We start from the raw sequence: 15,916 nt of genomic DNA on the forward strand, positions 1-15,916 counted from the left end.
GCGTGCCCGGCACGCGGAGAGACAGTGTGATGAAGCAGCTGGAACTGAGGGAACTGACCGCCCTGTTGCGCGAGTGCGCGGGAGAGGAGGACGGCGTGGACCTGGAGGGCGACGTCCTCGACATCCCCTTCACCGATCTCGGCTACGACTCGCTGGCGATGCTCCAGACCACCGGCCGCATAGAGCGCGACTACGAGATCGCACTCGACGAGGCCATCGACAGCGCCGGCACTCCGCGCGCGTACCTGGACGTGGTCAACCAGGCCCTGTCGGCCCGGGAGGCGGCGTGACGAGCCGTCGGCGCTTCGTCGCCGGTTCACTCACGATCGGCGTCGGCGGGCTCGTCGGCGCGGGGGCGATCCCCGCGGCGGCAGACCCGGGGCCGGGGTCGGGCGGCCCGGCCGGACCCGTCGACATCACGCCGGGCGATCCCCGCTACGAGGCACTGGCCACCCGCGGCCACAACAAACGCTTCACCGCGCGCCCCGCGGCCTTCCGGATGGCCACGACCACCGAGCACGTCGTCCGGGCCGTCGGCGAGGCCGCCCGGTCCGGCCGCCGCGTCGCGGTGCGCAGCGGCGGACACTGCTACGAGAACTTCGTGGGCGACCCTGCCGTCCGGCTGGTGATCGACCTCGGGGAGATGAACGCCGTCTCCTACGACCCCCGGATGCGCGCCTTCATGGTCGAGGCCGGCGCACGGCTGATGGACGTGTACCGGACGCTGCACGGCTCCTGGGGCGTCACCCTGCCCGGCGGTGCCAGCGCGACCGTCGGCCTCGGCGGGCACATCGCGGGTGGTGGGTACGGGGCGCTCTCCCGCAGGTTCGGTGTCGCCGCCGACCACCTCCACGCCGTCGAGGTCGTCGTCGCCGACGCCTCGGGCCGGGCCCGTGCCGTGGTCGCCACCCGCGAGCCCGCCGACCCGCACCGCGAACTGTGGTGGGCCCACACGGGCGGTGGCGGCGGCAACTTCGGCGTGGTGACCCGCTACTGGTTCCGCTCCCCCGGTGCCACCGGCGACGACCCCGCCCGGCTGCTCCCGCGCCCGCCCGCCGAGATCCTCTCGAACGCGGTGATCTACCCGCGCGAGGGCATGGACCGGGCGGCCCTGCGCCGGCTGGTGCGGAACTTCGGCCGATGGCACGAGCGCCACAGCGACGCCGGCTCACCGTATGCCGGGCTGTACGGCGGTCTCGTGCTGCTGAGCCGGCTCAGGGAGAACGACCCCGGCCAGAGCGCCATCAGCTTCACCCACCTCGACGGCACCCGGCCCGACGCCGGACGGCTGCTGGAGCAGTATGTGTCCGCCGTGACGGAGGGCGTCGGCGTCACCCCCCACATCACCGAGACCGTCCGGGACCCCTGGCTGACCGCGACGACCACGCTCGCCGAGTCCCAGGACGTCGACAAGGGCCGCCAGAAGATCAAGTCGGCCTATCTCCGCCGGTCCTTGACGGACCGTCAGATAGACGCCCTGCACGCGCACCTCGACAGCGCCGACCACAGCAGCGAGGCGGCACACGTGTCGCTGCAGTCCTACGGCGGCCGGATCAACTCCGTGCGGCCGTCGGCCACCGCCACCGCGCACCGGGACGCGATCATCAACGTCATCTTCACCAACACCTGGCAGGATCCCGCGGCCGACGCCGAGAACATCGGCTGGCTGCGCCGCGTCTACCGCGACGTGTTCGCGGAGACGGGCGGCGTCCCGGTGCCGGGCCGGGGCGGCGGCGACGGCTGCTACATCAACTACCCGGACCTCGACATGGCGGATCCCGAGTGGAACACCTCGGGGGTGCCCTGGCACCGCCTGTACTACAAGGACAACTATCCGCGGCTCCAGCGGGCCAAGGCCGCCTGGGACCCGCGGAACATGTTCGGGCACGCGCTGGGCGTACGGCCCGTTTGACCGGGGCGGCGCAACGGCGAGGAGGGGCGGCGCAGCGTGCGCCGCCCCTCCTCGGCGCGCCCGGCTCAGGACGGAACCCGCTCCGGGAACGGGGTGTAGAGGTGCGGTTCGCTGCTGCTCAGCGCGCGCAACGCGGTGCGGTGGGCGAGAAATTCCGGTTGCCGGAGCGCCCGGCGGAAGGACGGCTCGTCCTCCCAGTCGGCCACGTTCACATAGCGGCCGGGCTCGTCCACCTGGCGCAGCAGGCGATGGCGGACGAAGCCCGGCTGGGCGGCGAAGAACTCCGAGGTGCTGTCGAAGACGCGCTCGAACTCGTCGACGGAGCCGGTGACTTCGAACCGGTTGATTAGTGTGATCACGGAGAGTTCCTTCGGGGAGACACCGGGATTTCCGGTCACCGTCGCAGACAGCGCTTGAGCGCCCGTGGAACGCGGGTGGGCCGCGACGGGGCATCGGGGAAAGCGGGATCGGAGAAGCAGGATCCGAGACGCGGGATCAGAAAAACGGGATCGGGAAATGGGAAAGCGGGACCAATTGATGTGGATTGCGCGTGAGCACGCCGGACGGCTGGCGCGATGTGCGGTCGTCTTCGAGCCGGGTGACCCGGCCCGTACGGGACACATGGCCTTCTGGGACCCGGAGGGCGTGGGCCCGCCCGACGTGCCCCGCGGTGTCGCGGGAGAGGCCGAGATCGCCACCGCCGAGGGGCTGCGCAAGGTCCCCGTCCTGCGCCTGTCCGTGAGCGACGCCCTGCCGGTGCTGGCCCTGGCCCGCCGCGAGTACGGCGGCGACTCCGTCCACCCGGCGGCGGCCTTCTGGGGTGCCGCCACCGCGCTCGCGCTCCATCTCGCCGCCCGCGAACGGCTGTTGCCGGGTGTCTCCGCCGACGGCTACGACGCCTGGCGGGCCGGCCCCCTCGATTCCGAGGACGTGCTGCGGCTGCGCGCACTGGCCGCCGCCGCGCCGCCGGAGGCACTCGCCGTGCCCGTCGCGGGCAGCACGCTGCTGCCGCGGCCGGACGGGATCCTGCGCGCCTTCCTCGACGCCGTCGCCGACACCCTGCCGCGCACGGCCGCCGCCGAGGCCGCCGTCGGCCGTGCCGCGTTTGCCGCCGCCGAGCCCCAGCACGTACCTCAACTGCGGGCCTGGGCCGAGGAGATCGCGGTCGGCGTCGACTCGGGCGTACGGGTCTCGCTGACCGTGCGGCTGGCCGACGGCGCCGACGGCGCGCCCTTCGGACAGGTCGTGCCCCTGGTGTCCGACCTCGCCGACCCGACGGTGCAGCTGACCGCCTCGGACCTCTTCGACGGCGCCCCGCACGCCCTGGGACCGCTCGCCCAGACCGAGACCGTCCGGGCCGTGCGCCGCGCCGCCTCCGTGTGGGAGCCGCTCGCGCGGCTGCTGCCCGTGCCGCGTGAACTCGACCTGGACGACGAGGAGTTCGGCCAGCTGCTGAACGGCGCGGCGGCGCGGCTGCGGGCGCACGGCGTCGACGTACGGCTGCCCGACGAGACGAAACACCGGATGACCGCGCGGGCCACGGTCGGCGCGGATCGCGTCCCGCCCTCCGACCTGCGTTCCTTCTTCGGCGGCGACGGCACCGTCGCCCTGCGCTGGCAGCTCTGCCTGGACGGCGATCCGCTCACCGAGGAGGAGACCGCGGCCGTCGCCGGGGCGGGGCGTCCGGTGGTTCGGGTACGCGGCCACTGGACGTTCGTCGGCCCCGACCTCACCCGCAAGGCCCGGGAGCGCGAGCTGCGCCCCCTCACCGCCGTCGAGACGATCGCCGTCGCCCTCACCGGGTACGCGGAGATCGGCGGCGAGCAGGTGCCGGTGGCCGACGGCCCCTGGCTGCTCGCCCTGCGTGCCCTGCTCCGCGACCCCGACGGTGAAGCCTCCGTCGGACCGCCGGCCGCGCTCGCCGCGACCCTGCGCGACTACCAGCTGCGCGGCCTGGACTGGCTGGCCCGGATGACCTCGCTCGGTCTCGGCGGCTGCCTCGCCGACGACATGGGCCTGGGCAAGACGATCCAGCTCATCGCGCTCCACCTGTTCCGCCAGGAGCACGAGGACAGTCGCGCCCCGACCCTCGTGGTGTGCCCGGCGTCGCTGCTCGGCAACTGGGAGCGGGAGGTCCACCGGTTCGCCCCCGGCACGGCCGTACGCCGCTTCCACGGCGCCGGCCGCAGCCTCGACGGAGCGGACAGCGGCTTCGTCCTCACCACCTACGGCACGATGCGCCTGGACACCGAGCGGCTCGGCGGGCACCGCTGGGGCATGGTCGTCGCGGACGAGGCCCAGCACGTCAAGAACGCCTCCTCCGCCACGGCCAGGGCGCTGCGGCTGATCCCGGCGGACGCCCGGATCGCGCTCACCGGCACCCCCGTGGAGAACAGCCTCTCCGAGCTGTGGGCGATCCTCGACTGGACCACCCCCGGCCTGCTCGGCACCCATGGCCACTTCCGCCGCCGGTGGATCGCCCCGGTCGAGGCCGAGCGGTCCACCGCCGGCCCCGCGGATCCCGGCACCGGCAGCACCGCCGGGCGCCTCGCCGCTCTCGTCCGGCCGTTCCTGCTGCGCCGCCGCAAGTCCGACCCGGGGGTGGCGCCCGAACTGCCGCCCAAGACCGAGACGGACCGTCCGGTGGCGCTCACCGCGGAACAGACCGCCCTCTACGAGCAGCAGGTGCACGCCGTCATGGACGAGATCAGGTCGACCAAGGGGATCGCCCGCAGCGGTCTGGTCCTCAAGCTGCTCACCGGCCTGAAGCAGATCTGCAACCACCCCGCCCAGTTCCTCAAGGAGGACCAGCCGAAGCTGGCCGGCCGCTCCGGAAAGCTGGCCCTGCTGGACGAGTTGCTGGACACGATCCTGGCGGAGGACGGCGCGGCGCTGGTCTTCACCCAGTACGTCGCGATGGCCCGGCTGCTGGAGCGGCATCTGCGGGACCGGGGCATTCCCACCCAGCTGCTGCACGGCGGGACGCCCGTGGCCAAGCGGGAGGAGATGGTCCGCCGCTTCCAGGACGGCGAGGTCCCCGTCTTCCTGCTGTCGTTGAAGGCGGCGGGGACGGGCCTCAACCTGACCCGGGCCGACCATGTCGTGCACTACGACCGCTGGTGGAACCCGGCCGTCGAGGCGCAGGCCACCGACCGGGCGTACCGCATCGGCCAGACCCGGCCGGTGCAGGTGCACAGGATGATCGCGGAGGGCACGGTCGAGGATCGTATCGCGACGCTGATGGAGGCCAAGCGGGAGCTGGCCGACGCGGTCGTCGGCAGTGGCGAGCAGGCGCTGAGCCGGCTCGGGAACGACGAGTTGGCGAACCTGGTCGAGCTGAGGAGCGCGGGATGAGCGACGCATACGACGACCGGGCCCGGGGCTTCACCGCCTTCCCGCCCCGCAAGGGCGGCCGGACGCGCGGCCAGTCCTGGTGGGGCGGGGCGTGGGCGGAGTCGATGGAGGACGGCTGGCCCGAGGAGGCCGTACTGAAGAAGGGACGGTCCCTGGCCCGCTCCGGCCGCCTCGGCCCCCTCTCGGTCGCCCCGGGGCGGATCGCCACGCAGGTGTACGGCGGTGCGGACGAGCTGTACTCCGTGCGTCTCGAACTCCCCGAACTGGACGACGACCAGTGGGACGCGCTCTGGGAGCGGACCGTGGACCGGCCGGCGGAGACGGAGGCGCTGCTCGCCGGTGAGCTGCCGCCCGATCTGCTGGAGGCGGCCGAGGACGCCCGGCTGGGCCTGCTGCCCGGCTACGGGGAGCTCGCACCGGACTGCGACTGCGACGAGCCGGACCATCCGTGCGCGCACGCGGTCGCGCTCGGCTACCAGTTCTCCTGGCTGCTCGACGAGGAGCCGCAGCTCCTGCTGCTGGTGCGCGGCCGGGAGTGGCCGCAGGCCCTGGAGGAACTGAAGTCCGCGCTTCTCGTACGGGCCATGACCGAGGACGATGACTCCGATGACGACGCGGTCGAGACGGTCGAGGTGGTCGAGAGGCACCCGGGCGCGCGGGCCACCGGGACGGTCGACGGGACCCCGTTCGCCGAGGCATACGCCCGCCCCGTCGTTCCCCTCCCCGCGCTCCCGCCGCTGCCCGAAGCGCCGGAGGTGAGCAGCGAGCCGGTCACCGGCATCGAGGCGGATCCGCTGGAGCGGCTCGTCGCCGACGCGGCCGTACGCGCGCGTGAACTCCTGTCGTACACCCTGGGGTTGGCCGGTGAGCCGCCCCGGCCGCTCGACGTGTGGCAGGACACCGTACGGATCGCCGCCACCCACCCCGACCCCCAGGTGCCGCGGCGGCTGCGGGAGTCCTGCGGCAAGCCGGACGAGCTGGACCGGGCGGCCGAGGCCTGGCGGTTCGGCGGCGGTGCCGGGCTGGAGGTGCTGGAAGAGGCGTGGGAGCCCCCGCGGTCCGAAGTCGCCCGGGCCCGGACGGCGCTGTCGACGGGCTGGGAGGACGACGAGTCGCCCGACCTCGTCGTCCGTGACAATCGCTGGACGCTGTCCGGCCGCGGACTGCAGCTGCGCTACGGCCGCGACGGCCGCTGGTACCCGTACCGGGAACGGTCCGGCACCTGGTGGCCCGCCGGTCCCCCGACCCACGACCCGGACCTCGCCCTGGCCACACTCCTCGACGACTGAGAAAGCCCCGCCCCACCGACGGCGGCCGGCCCGCCCCACCTTCGAGTGGGGCGGGCCGGCCGCCGTTTCCGCACGTCCGGCATCGGGCGCCCACCGAGCCAGGCTCCAACGATCCTCCAGGTGTCGAAACCACCATGAGGATCACCGAGTTCGTCGGACACGCGCCGAACGGGGACCGGAGGGAGACAGTGTGGACGGCACCACCATCGCCGCGGGGCCGCGTTCGTTCGTCGACGGCATCGTGGACCAGGCCCGGCGGAACCCGGAGGCGACCGCCCTGGTCTGGCGGGGGCACACGGTCGGTTACGGGGCGCTGGTCGGGCGGGCGCAGCGGGAGCGGGAGCGGCTCGCCCGGATCCCGGCGGGCGGGCCGGTGGCTCTCCCCGCGGTCAAGTCGCCCCGGACTCTCGCCCTGATCCTGGCCTGTCTGCTGGCACGGCGCCCGCTGCTGCTGCCCTCGCCGACCCTGGGCGAGGACGTCCTGGACCGGCTGTACAAGGAGGCCGGGGTGCGTCACGTGCTCAGTCCGGGAGGACCCGCAAGGGCTCTGCAGGAGCGGCGCCGCGACCGGCCCGGCCTCGACGGAACCGCCCTGTTGCTCACCACCTCCGGATCCACCGGCCTGCCCAAGACCGTGCCGCTGGGCTTCCCCGCGCTGGACCGTTTCACGGCCTGGGCCGGCGAGACCTTCGGCATCGGCCCCGGCACGACCGTCCTCAACTACGCGCCGCTGAACTTCGACGTGTGCCTGCTGGACGTATGGACGACGCTCGCCCGCGGCGGCCGGGTCGTCCTGGTCGACGCGGACCGGGTCACCGACGGCGGGCGTCTCCTCGACCTGGTCGAACGGGAGCGGCCCGAGGTGGTCCAGTCGGTGCCGGTGTTCTACCGGCTGCTGGCCGACGCCGCCCGCGACAGGGGCCGTACGCTCCCGTCCGTCCGGCATGCGATCTTCACCGGGGACACCCTGCCCGCCCCCGTCCTGGCCGCGCTCCCGGGGCTGCTGCCGGACGCCCGGCTGTACAACGTCTACGGGTGCACCGAGACCAACGACAGCTTCCTGCACGAACTGCGCGGCGCCCCGGACCCCGGCCGTCCGTTGCCGCTGGGGCAGCCGCTGCCCGGTGTCGGGGCCCTGCTCGTCAGTGGTGACGGTCAGGTGCTGGACGGGCCGGGGACCGGTGAGCTGTACGTCTCCACCCCCTTCCAGAGCGAGGGCTATCTCGGTGCGGCGGCCGACTCCGGCGCGTTCGTCCCGCATCCGGAAGGGGCCGACACCCGGCGCTGGTTCCGCAGCGGCGACCTGGTGCGCCGCTCGGCCGACGGGGTCCTCACCCTCGTCGGACGCACCGACTTCCAGGTCAAGGTCCGTGGGGTGCGGGTCAACCTCCAGGAGGTCGAGCACCTGCTCCTGGCACACCCGGGCATCGCCGAGGCGGCCGTACTGGCGCTGCCCGACCCGGTGTCCGGGCGGACGGTGCACGCCGTGGCCCGCCGCAACCCGGGATCCGGGCTCGACAGCCTGGCCCTGCGCGGGCATCTGGCGCGCGGACTGTCCAGAGCCGCGATCCCCTCGACCCTGCTGATCACCGACGAGCCGCTGCCCCGGACCGCCACCGGAAAGGTCGACCGGGAACGCGCCGTACGGGTCCACTTCACCAAGGAGAGCTGACATGCCATACGCCCAGGCCATCAAGGAGTTCGTGGTCGAGGAGTTCCTGCCGGACGTGTCCGCGGGGGAACTGGACGCCGACTACGACCTGCTGGCGAACGGGGTGATCGACAGCCTGGGGCTGCTCAAGGTGATCGCCTGGATCGAGGACCGGTACGGCGTCGACACCGACGAGGTCGAGCTGCGGCCGGAGTCGTTCCACTCGGTGGCGGCCATCAGCGCGTTCATCGACCGGGCGGCGTCGCGACGGACGAGGAACGCGTAGCCGTGCACGACGCTGTCAGCGCGCTGCTCCGGCAGGACCGGCCCGTGGAGCTGCCGGTCTGGCGGTCCTTCTGGGACCGGCTCCACGACGGCGGGCTGCGCCGTGGCGAGTCGGTGGCTCTGCTCGCCTCCCTGTCCACGCGGATGCCGGACCGCGTCACCCTGACCGCCCTGCTGGACTCGCTGGCCGAGCGGCGTCCGGCCACCGGGTACGGCGAGGTCGGTGCCGCGGTCAACATCGTGGGGACCGGCGGGGGCCCGAGCACCTTCAACGTCTCCACGGCCGCCGCGTTCGTCGCCGCCGCGATGGGGGTGCGGGTGGTGAAGACCGGCTCGCGCGCCTACACCGGCAGCCTCGGCTCCGTAGACCTGTTGGAGCGGCTCGGGGTGCCCCTGACCTCGTCGTACGAGGAAACCCACGCGTCCCTGGAGCGGCATGGCATCGCCTTCGCCGGGGCCTTCGTCTACCCGCCCGAACTCGGCCTGCTCGCCCGCAGTGTGCTGCCCCTGGACAGCAGGAAGCTCGGCGGTTTCGTCAACGCGCTCGGCCCGTTCCTCGCCCGGCTGCCGGTCCGGGCCCAGTTGACCGGTGTCGCGGATCCGCGGCTGGTGACCGGGCTGCGGCACGCCGCCGCGCACGTGTCCCGGGGCGGCGACCGCTCGGTGTGGCTGTGCGTCAACGGGGCGGGCGCGGACGAACTCCTGAGCTTCCGCCCGAACCGGGTCCACACCTACGAGGGCGCGGGCGAGGACGAGTTCGTCCTCGAACCGGCACGGCTGGGCCTGTCCCCCGGCTCCCTGGACGGACTGCGGCCCGCGGACGGCGATCCCGTGGCGTACTTCCACGAGGTGCTGTCCGGCCGGTGCTCCCCGGCGGCCGAGGAGACGGTCTGTCTGAACGCCGCCGCGCTCGCCGTGGTCGGCCGTCACACCGGCGACTGGCGCACCGCGCTGGACGCCGCCCACGAGGTGATCCGCGGCGGCCGGGCCCTCGCCCTGCTCACCCTGTTGCGCTCGGAGACGGCCGCCCATGCCTGAGTTCTTCGCCCGCCGCCGGCCCGGCCGGCCCGGACTCGCGGTGTTCCTGAACGCCGGCGATCCGCCGCTGGCCGAGCTGCCCCGGCTCACCGCCATGCTCGACGAGAGCGAGGTCGACTGTCTCGAACTGGCCGTGCCGTTCCCCGGCTCGGCCACCGACGGGCCCGTCGTGCGGGCATCCGCCGACCGGGCGCTGGCCGGCGGAGTGACCCTCCGGGCGGTCCTGGACGCGGTGGCGTCCCTACGGCCCGGGCTGCGCCGGCTGCGGATCGCGCTGCTCGCCGACTGGAGCCACACCGTCCGGGGCACCGCGCCCGGCGACTTCGCCACGGCCGTCGAGGCCGCGGGCTGTGACGGACTGCTGCTGCACGGGGTGCCGCCCCGGGTGCGCGCGGCCCACTACGAGGCCGTGCACCGGGCGGGACTGCCGCTCGTCACGACCTGCTACGCCGTCTCCGGCCCCGACGCCGTGGCCGAAGCGGCGGACCACGCCTCCGCCTATCTGTACCTGGTCGCCCACTACGGCCGCAGCGGCACCACCGCGGCCCTGGACCGGGACCGGCTCGGGGCGGTCATCACCACCCTGCGTTCCACCGCGTCCGCCCCCGTGGCCGTCGGCTTCGGGGTCAGGACGGGCGGCGACCTCGCGCTGCTCGACGCGCTCGGCGCCGATGCCGCCGTGGTCGGCAGCGCCGGGGTGGCCCGTATCGCACAGGCCCGTGCGGCCGGGCGGGACCCCGTCGAGGAACTCCGCTCCTTCGTACGGGAGTTGCGCTCCCCCGGCCCGCACGCACACCGGCCGACGGCCACGAGAGAGGAATGACGTCCATGATCGTCCGTAAGCTCGAAGAGGTCGCCTGCGTCGACTGGGGGAACGGTCTCAGCCGCCGGTTCCTCACCCAGCACGACGGCGTCGGCTACACCGTCACCGACACGATCGTCCGCGCGGGCACCAAGTCCCGTCTGGAGTACCGCAACCACCTGGAGAGCTGCTACTGCATCTCGGGCAGCGGCGAGGTGATCGACACCGACGGCACCGTCCACCCGATCACCCCCGGCACGCTCTACGCGCTCGACCGGCACGACGCGCACTGGCTCGTCGCGCACCCGGAGGCGGATCTGCGCCTGGTGTGCGTGTTCTCGCCCGCGTTGCGCGGCGACGAACGGCACGACCTCGACTCGTCCGGCTACTCCCACTACTGATGGCCGACTGGACCGCGGAACAGCGGGCGCTGCGCGAGGGCCTGACGCCCTGGCTGGAGAAACTCGACGCCGGTCACGTCGAGCGGGACGCGGCCGCCGCGTTCTCGCACGACGGCTGGCGGATCCTGGCCCGGGCCGGAGTGCTCGGGCTGCCGTTCGAGGAGAAGTGGGGCGGCCTCGGCCAGTCGCTGCTGACCACCATGTACGTCCTGGAGGGGCTCGGCGAGGGCTGCCGGGACGCCGGGCTGAACTTCTCGGTCTGCACCCATCTGGTCAGCACCGGGGTGCCGTTGCAGCACTTCGGTTCACCGGCCCTCAAGGAGCGTTATCTGCCCCGGCTCTGCTCGGGCGAGCTGATCGGCGCCCATGCCGTCAGCGAGCCCGACAGCGGTTCGGACGCGCTCGCGATGCGGACCAGGGCGGTGCGGGACGGCGACGACTACGTGCTGAACGGCAGCAAGGCCTTCGTCAGCAACGGTCCGGTCGCCGGCCTGTTCACCGTCTACGCCCGCACCAGCGACCGCCCCGGTCCGCTCAGCGTGACCGCGTTCCTGGTGGAGCGGGACACGCCGGGGCTGCGGGTCGGCGGGCCCGTCGCGAAACTGGGGCTGCGCACCTCCCCGTTGGGCGAGCTGTCCTTCGAGGACTGCCGGGTGCCCGCGTCCCGGGTCCTGGGGCGGCCAGGCGGCGGCTTCCTGGTGCTCGACCATGTGATGCGCCGGGAGATCCTCTGCTCGTTCGTCGTCAACGCGGGCGAGATGCGCCACCGGGTCGCCCGCTGCGTCGAGTACGCGCGCACCCGGACCCAGTTCGGCCGGCCCATCGGCTCGTACCAGGCCGTCGCCCACAGGATCGTGGACATGGAGATCGGGGTGGAGACCGCCCGGCACTGGCTGTACGGCACCGCCCGGCGGATGGCGGCCGGCGAGAACGTCACCCGGGACATCGCCATGGCCAAGCTCGTCACCAGCGAGGCGAACGTCGCCTCCGCGCTCGCCGCCGTGCAGGTCTTCGGCGGCAACGGCTACATGGCCGAGTTCGGCATCGAGGCGGAGCTGCGCAACTCGGTCGGTTCGACCATCTACTCGGGCACCTCCGAGATCCAGCGCAACCGCCTCGCGTCCCTGCTCGGCCTGTGACCGGCCACCACGGCCCGCACCTTCGACACCCGGGCCTTCGACACCTGGACCTTCGACCCACGACCGGAGAGACCCCCACCGTGACGACCCACCACCGCGAGGATCCCGGCACGCTGCGCGCCACCGCCTTCCTCGACCACGCCTCGCCCGAGGTCCGCGGCTTCGTCGCCGACGCGCTGCCGGCCTCGGCCACCACCCCCACCGCCCGCGCGGTCGCGCTCTACTACGCGGTGCGCGACCGTGTCCGCTACGAGGTGTACGGGGCGGACCTGTCCCGCGCCGGGCTGCGGGCGAGCGCGGTGGCGCGGACCGGCTCCGGCATGTGTCTGCACAAGTCGGTGCTGTACGCGGCCGGTCTGCGCTCGCTCGGCATCCCGGCCCGGCTCGTCCTGGCCGACGTACGCAACCATCTGGCCTCCGAGCGGCTCACGCGGCTGCTCGGCGGCGATGTCTTCCACATGCACTGCCTCACCGCGGTGCGCCTCGACGGCCGCTGGGTCAGGGCGACGCCGGTGTTCAACAAGGCGCTGTGCCGGCTGTACGGCCTGGCGCCGCTGGACTTCGACGGCACCGCCGACAGCCTGCACCACCCCTTCGACCTGCGGGGCCGCCGGTACATGGAGTTCCTGCGCCACCACGGGGAGTTCGACGACCTGCCGTACGAGCGGGTCGTCGCCGAGCTGAGGAGGGCCCACCCGGGGCTGCTGAGCGCGGACGGCGGCGGATTCGCCGAGGGCTCGCTGGTTCGGGAGGCCGAGCCCCGGGCGGCCGGGTAGTGCTCGTCAAGTTCTGCGGCGCGACGACCGCGGCCGAGGTGAGCGACCTGGCGGCGGCCGGGGCCGATCTCGTCGGCCTGTGGCACGGCGTGCCGGGCGGGCGGTCCGAGCTGACCGCCGCCCGGCTCGCCGACCTGGCCGCGGTCGCCCTGGACACCGGCCGGCTGCGGCCGGTGCTGGTCACGTTCTCGTCCGACACCCGGGCGCTGCCGGCGGTGCTGGCCGCGGCCCGGGTGCGGTGCGTGCAGCTGCACGGCTTCCAGCCGCCGGGCACGGTGCGCGCGCTGCGCCGGGACGGGCCGCCGGGCCTGGAGATCGTCAAGGTGCTCCATCTGCGGGACGGGGCATGCCTGGAGGAACGGCTGACCGGGGCGTACGAGCGGGCCGGCGCCGACTGCTTCCTGCTGGACGCGGTGAGCGCCGAGGGCCGGATCGGCAGTACCGCACAGCCCCTGGACGACACGGCCGTGACCGCGCTGGCCGACCGGACGGGGCTGCCCTTCCTGCTGGCGGGCGGGCTGCACGCCGGCAACGCGCACGATTTCGCGGGCGCCCGTGCGCACCCGCGCTTCCTCGGTATCGATGTCGACTCGTCGGCGCGCGCGGACGACGGGCTGCTGCGAGCCGCCCCCGCGCGTGCCGTCGCCCACGCCTGGAGGACCGCGTGAACGCCCCCTTCACCGACGCGCTGGCCGCGTCCGCGAGGCCACTGATCATGGAGGTCAAACTGCGGGACGCGGCCGGCCGGGAACTGCTGGGCGCCCGGGGGGTCGCCGAGACGGTGGAACGGTTCGAGGCCGCGGGGGCGCCCTGTCTCTCGGTGGTCACGGGGCGCTGGTTCGGCGGCACCGAGGGGCTGTTGGCGGAGGTTGCCGCCCGCACCTCACTGCCGCTGCTGCGCAAGGACTTCGTGACGAACCGGCGCCAGCTGGAGCGGACCCGCGAACTGGGCGCCTCGGCCGTCCTGCTGACCGCGAAGCTGCTGCCGGGCGGGGTACTGGCCCGACTGACGGACCACGCCCTGGAGCTGGGCCTGACCCCGTTCGTAGAGGTCGCCGACGAGGCGGACGCAGCACTGGTGACCCGCGGCCCGGAGTGCGTGGTCGCGATCAACAACAAGGACATCACCACCCGCGAACGCCTCCCACCCAACCCGACCCGCAGCCGAGCCCTGCTCCCCGCCGTACGCTCCACAGGCACCCACTACCCGGTCAGCGCCAGCGGCATCGACACCCCGTCAACAGCAGCCCACCTCCTGAACGAGGGCTTCACCGGCCTACTCATCGGCACGGAACTGCTGCGCACCCCCGACCTGACGACCTGGTGCACCGAACTCGACACCGCACGGAGAGCTCCGGCCGACGGCAGGTCGACGGGCTGATCTGCACCTCGGCAGGCCGCCGGGACGCCTCAACGACACCGGCGCCCCGGCGACGGCGACCCGCCGCCTGAACGCGAGCCACACCGAGCTGCTCATCGGCACGGGAGTGCTGCGAGCCTCCGGCCTGACGACCTGGTGCACCCAACTCGACACCGCACGGAGAGCCCCCGCCGAGGCCCGGTCCGCGCACTGAACCCCACCTCGACAGGCCGCCGAGACCCCTCAACGGCACCGGCGCCCCGGCGACGGCGACCCGCCTCCCGGACGCAGGCTTCACCGCCCCGCCCTACTCATCGACACCGGGGCACTACACGCCGGCGGGCCCCGGCGAGCGCCTCAGCGGCGTCGGCCGGCGGCCTGGGTGCGGAGGCCCCGGGCGGTGCGGCCCCAGGGCTTGTAGACCGAGACCACTGCGGCGGCGGTGAGTAGGGCGAACAGCAGGGGGACGCTCCACAGCAGGAAGTCGCCGGCCGCGCCGGGGTCCGGCGGGCCGTCTCCCACGTCGGCCGTGCGTTCGCTCGCGGTCGTGACGATCGGGTGGATCACGAACCACGCGAAGATCGTCATGAACAGGGTGATGACCCATTTGACGACGATCCACCAGTGCAGCAGCAGGCCCCACTTGGTGCCGCAGGAGAGCAGGATGCCGGTGATCGCGGCGGTGACGCTGAAGACCGTCACGCTGGTGTCGTCGAACACGTACATCGCGTAGAAGACGCCTTTGGCGACGGCGGGGTCGTCGGTGGTGTACCCCATGATCGCCAGGACCACCATGGAGAGCGAGAGGCCCACCCAGCCGACCGAGGTCACCACGTGGACGGCCAGGGTCAGCTTCCGCGTTCTGCGGCCGAGTTCGAACTTCTTCTTCGTGGGATGCTGCCGGGGCGTGCCGGGCTTGGCGGTCGTAGTGGGGACGGAAGCAGACAAACCCAACTCCTCACCTTCTGCTGGCTCGGGGTGCGTGTCCTGAGCGGACGCCAAACTCTTTACGGTGTACGGAAAACTCCTTACAGCGTACAGGACTACGACTCCGATGTGAGGTCTGGAACCGGAATGGCGAAAGGAAACGGCCGGATGGACCCGGCGCGTGCCCTGGCTCTGCTGTGGCGCAGGGAGCGGGAGCCCGCCCTGCCTGCCCGCGGCCCCCGCCAGGGACTGACGGTCGACCGCATCGTGCGGACCGCGATCGGCATCGCCGACGCCGAGGGACTGGCGGCCCTGTCCATGCGCAAGGTCGCCGAGCCGCTCGGCGTCTCCGCCATGTCGCTCTACACATACGTGCCGGGCCGCGCCGAGCTGGTGAACTGCATGCTCGACGAGGTCCTCGCCGAAGCGCCCTCACTGGACGGCGCCGACGGCTGGCGGCAGGCCCTGGAGCGCTACGCCCGGGGCAGCATGGACATCGCCCGCCGCCACCCCTGGGCACCCCCGCTGGTCTCCTCCCGGATGCTGATGGGACCCCACGAGACCGCCCTGTGGGACGACGTGCTCGGCGCCCTGTCGGGGGTGGGCCTGGACGAACGGGAGATGCTCGCCGTGGTCCAGCTGCTCAACGGCTATGTGCGCGGCGCGGCCCAGCAGTCCACCGACGCCGAGCACGACGCCCGGCGTTCCGGTCTGAGCTACGAGGAGTGGTACGAGCAGACCGGGCCGCTGCTCGAAGGGATGATCACCGCTGCCCGCTACCCGGCCCTCACCAGGGTCTGGCGCTCGGGCATCTTCGAGGAACCGGGCGAGGGTCTCGGCCCCGACGGCGGCTTCGAGTTCGGGCTCCAGCGGGTCCTCGACGGCATCGAGCAACGCATCGACGAGCGCGCCACCCGCTGACGAAGTCCCAGACAGCCCGTACGTCCCAGCCAGCCCCTGCTCCAGCGAACCTCAGCGCACC

At 73.3% G+C, this 15,916-nt stretch carries 16 protein-coding genes; 14 read left to right on the forward strand and 2 right to left on the reverse strand.

The window, feature by feature from the left end; all coding sequences use genetic code 11:
- The first annotated feature begins 29 nt into the window (after positions 1 to 29).
- Positions 30 to 290 carry an acyl carrier protein gene (locus AB0I69_RS19975; RefSeq protein ID WP_363096949.1) on the forward strand — a complete coding sequence of 87 codons (261 nt, stop codon included), beginning with the start codon at positions 30 to 32 and terminating at the stop codon, positions 288 to 290.
- Positions 287 to 1,912 (forward strand): FAD-binding protein, encoded by a 1,626-nt coding sequence (locus AB0I69_RS19980; protein WP_363096950.1) that lies wholly within the window; start codon positions 287 to 289, stop codon positions 1,910 to 1,912. The genes AB0I69_RS19975 and AB0I69_RS19980 overlap by 4 nt, the downstream gene beginning before the upstream one ends.
- 65 nt (positions 1,913 to 1,977) lie before the next feature.
- On the opposite strand, the gene AB0I69_RS19985 is transcribed toward AB0I69_RS19980, so the two are convergent.
- Positions 1,978 to 2,271 (reverse strand): antibiotic biosynthesis monooxygenase family protein, encoded by a 294-nt coding sequence (locus AB0I69_RS19985; RefSeq protein ID WP_363096951.1) that lies wholly within the window; start codon positions 2,269 to 2,271, stop codon positions 1,978 to 1,980.
- 178 nt (positions 2,272 to 2,449) lie between these two features.
- Here AB0I69_RS19985 and AB0I69_RS19990 point away from each other — a divergent pair, with 178 nt between their 5' ends.
- The 11 genes from AB0I69_RS19990 to AB0I69_RS20040 all read left to right on the forward strand — a co-directional run bounded on the left by AB0I69_RS19990 (position 2,450) and on the right by AB0I69_RS20040 (position 14,028).
- Positions 2,450 to 5,266, forward strand: a complete 2,817-nt coding sequence (locus AB0I69_RS19990) for a DEAD/DEAH box helicase (RefSeq protein ID WP_363096952.1) — start codon at positions 2,450 to 2,452, stop codon at positions 5,264 to 5,266.
- Entirely contained in the window at positions 5,263 to 6,555 is a 1,293-nt protein-coding gene (locus AB0I69_RS19995; protein ID WP_363096953.1) for a hypothetical protein, read from the forward strand. Before AB0I69_RS19990 ends, AB0I69_RS19995 begins: the two co-directional genes overlap by 4 nt.
- Before the next feature lie 190 nt (positions 6,556 to 6,745).
- Positions 6,746 to 8,227 carry an AMP-binding protein gene (locus AB0I69_RS20000; protein WP_363096954.1) on the forward strand — a complete coding sequence of 494 codons (1,482 nt, stop codon included), beginning with the start codon at positions 6,746 to 6,748 and terminating at the stop codon, positions 8,225 to 8,227.
- Between the two features lies 1 nt (position 8,228).
- Complete coding sequence (locus tag AB0I69_RS20005) at positions 8,229 to 8,492, forward strand: acyl carrier protein (protein WP_363096955.1); 264 nt, start codon at positions 8,229 to 8,231, stop codon at positions 8,490 to 8,492.
- Positions 8,493 to 8,494: 2 nt separating this feature from the next.
- Positions 8,495 to 9,529, forward strand: a complete 1,035-nt coding sequence (locus tag AB0I69_RS20010) for a hypothetical protein (RefSeq protein WP_363096956.1) — start codon at positions 8,495 to 8,497, stop codon at positions 9,527 to 9,529.
- A complete protein-coding gene (trpA, locus tag AB0I69_RS20015) occupies positions 9,522 to 10,352 on the forward strand; it encodes a tryptophan synthase subunit alpha (RefSeq protein ID WP_363096957.1) in 831 nt (276 codons plus the stop codon). The genes AB0I69_RS20010 and trpA overlap by 8 nt, the downstream gene beginning before the upstream one ends.
- 5 nt (positions 10,353 to 10,357) lie before the next feature.
- Positions 10,358 to 10,732 carry an ectoine synthase gene (locus AB0I69_RS20020; RefSeq protein WP_363096958.1) on the forward strand — a complete coding sequence of 125 codons (375 nt, stop codon included), beginning with the start codon at positions 10,358 to 10,360 and terminating at the stop codon, positions 10,730 to 10,732.
- On the forward strand, positions 10,732 to 11,871 hold the full coding sequence (locus tag AB0I69_RS20025) for an acyl-CoA dehydrogenase family protein (protein WP_363096959.1): 1,140 nt from the start codon (positions 10,732 to 10,734) through the stop codon (positions 11,869 to 11,871). The genes AB0I69_RS20020 and AB0I69_RS20025 overlap by 1 nt, the downstream gene beginning before the upstream one ends.
- An 80-nt stretch (positions 11,872 to 11,951) precedes the next feature.
- Positions 11,952 to 12,647 carry a transglutaminase-like domain-containing protein gene (locus tag AB0I69_RS20030; RefSeq protein ID WP_363096960.1) on the forward strand — a complete coding sequence of 232 codons (696 nt, stop codon included), beginning with the start codon at positions 11,952 to 11,954 and terminating at the stop codon, positions 12,645 to 12,647.
- Positions 12,647 to 13,315, forward strand: a complete 669-nt coding sequence (locus AB0I69_RS20035) for an N-(5'-phosphoribosyl)anthranilate isomerase (protein ID WP_363096961.1) — start codon at positions 12,647 to 12,649, stop codon at positions 13,313 to 13,315. The genes AB0I69_RS20030 and AB0I69_RS20035 overlap by 1 nt, the downstream gene beginning before the upstream one ends.
- Positions 13,312 to 14,028: an indole-3-glycerol-phosphate synthase gene (locus tag AB0I69_RS20040; protein ID WP_363096962.1), complete on the forward strand. Its 717-nt coding sequence runs from the start codon at positions 13,312 to 13,314 to the stop codon at positions 14,026 to 14,028. Before AB0I69_RS20035 ends, AB0I69_RS20040 begins: the two co-directional genes overlap by 4 nt.
- 336 nt (positions 14,029 to 14,364) lie before the next feature.
- Here AB0I69_RS20040 and AB0I69_RS20045 read toward each other — a convergent pair whose 3' ends face one another.
- Positions 14,365 to 14,955, reverse strand: a complete 591-nt coding sequence (locus tag AB0I69_RS20045) for a DUF2269 domain-containing protein (protein WP_363096963.1) — start codon at positions 14,953 to 14,955, stop codon at positions 14,365 to 14,367.
- A gap of 147 nt (positions 14,956 to 15,102) precedes the next feature.
- Between AB0I69_RS20045 and AB0I69_RS20050 the strand changes: the two genes are divergently transcribed.
- Positions 15,103 to 15,855: a TetR/AcrR family transcriptional regulator C-terminal domain-containing protein gene (locus tag AB0I69_RS20050; protein ID WP_363096964.1), complete on the forward strand. Its 753-nt coding sequence runs from the start codon at positions 15,103 to 15,105 to the stop codon at positions 15,853 to 15,855.
- The last annotated feature ends 61 nt before the right edge of the window (positions 15,856 to 15,916 follow it).

The sequence above is a fragment of the Streptomyces sp. NPDC050508 genome, from assembly GCF_040655155.1.
Taxonomy (GTDB): Bacteria; Actinomycetota; Actinomycetes; order Streptomycetales; family Streptomycetaceae; genus Streptomyces.

Excerpts from the sequence above, each read along its gene's own strand:
- AB0I69_RS20025 (WP_363096959.1), top strand. The coding sequence starts at position 10,732 with ATGGCCGACTGGACCGCGGAACAGCGGGCGCTGCGCGAGGGCCTGACG.
- AB0I69_RS20050 (WP_363096964.1), top strand. The coding sequence starts at position 15,103 with ATGGACCCGGCGCGTGCCCTGGCTCTGCTGTGGCGCAGGGAGCGGGAG.
- AB0I69_RS19975 (WP_363096949.1), top strand. The coding sequence starts at position 30 with ATGAAGCAGCTGGAACTGAGGGAACTGACCGCCCTGTTGCGCGAGTGC.
- trpA (WP_363096957.1), top strand. The coding sequence starts at position 9,522 with ATGCCTGAGTTCTTCGCCCGCCGCCGGCCCGGCCGGCCCGGACTCGCG.
- AB0I69_RS19990 (WP_363096952.1), top strand. The coding sequence starts at position 2,450 with ATGTGGATTGCGCGTGAGCACGCCGGACGGCTGGCGCGATGTGCGGTC.
- AB0I69_RS19995 (WP_363096953.1), top strand. The coding sequence starts at position 5,263 with ATGAGCGACGCATACGACGACCGGGCCCGGGGCTTCACCGCCTTCCCG.
- AB0I69_RS20020 (WP_363096958.1), top strand. The coding sequence starts at position 10,358 with ATGATCGTCCGTAAGCTCGAAGAGGTCGCCTGCGTCGACTGGGGGAAC.
- AB0I69_RS20005 (WP_363096955.1), top strand. The coding sequence starts at position 8,229 with ATGCCATACGCCCAGGCCATCAAGGAGTTCGTGGTCGAGGAGTTCCTG.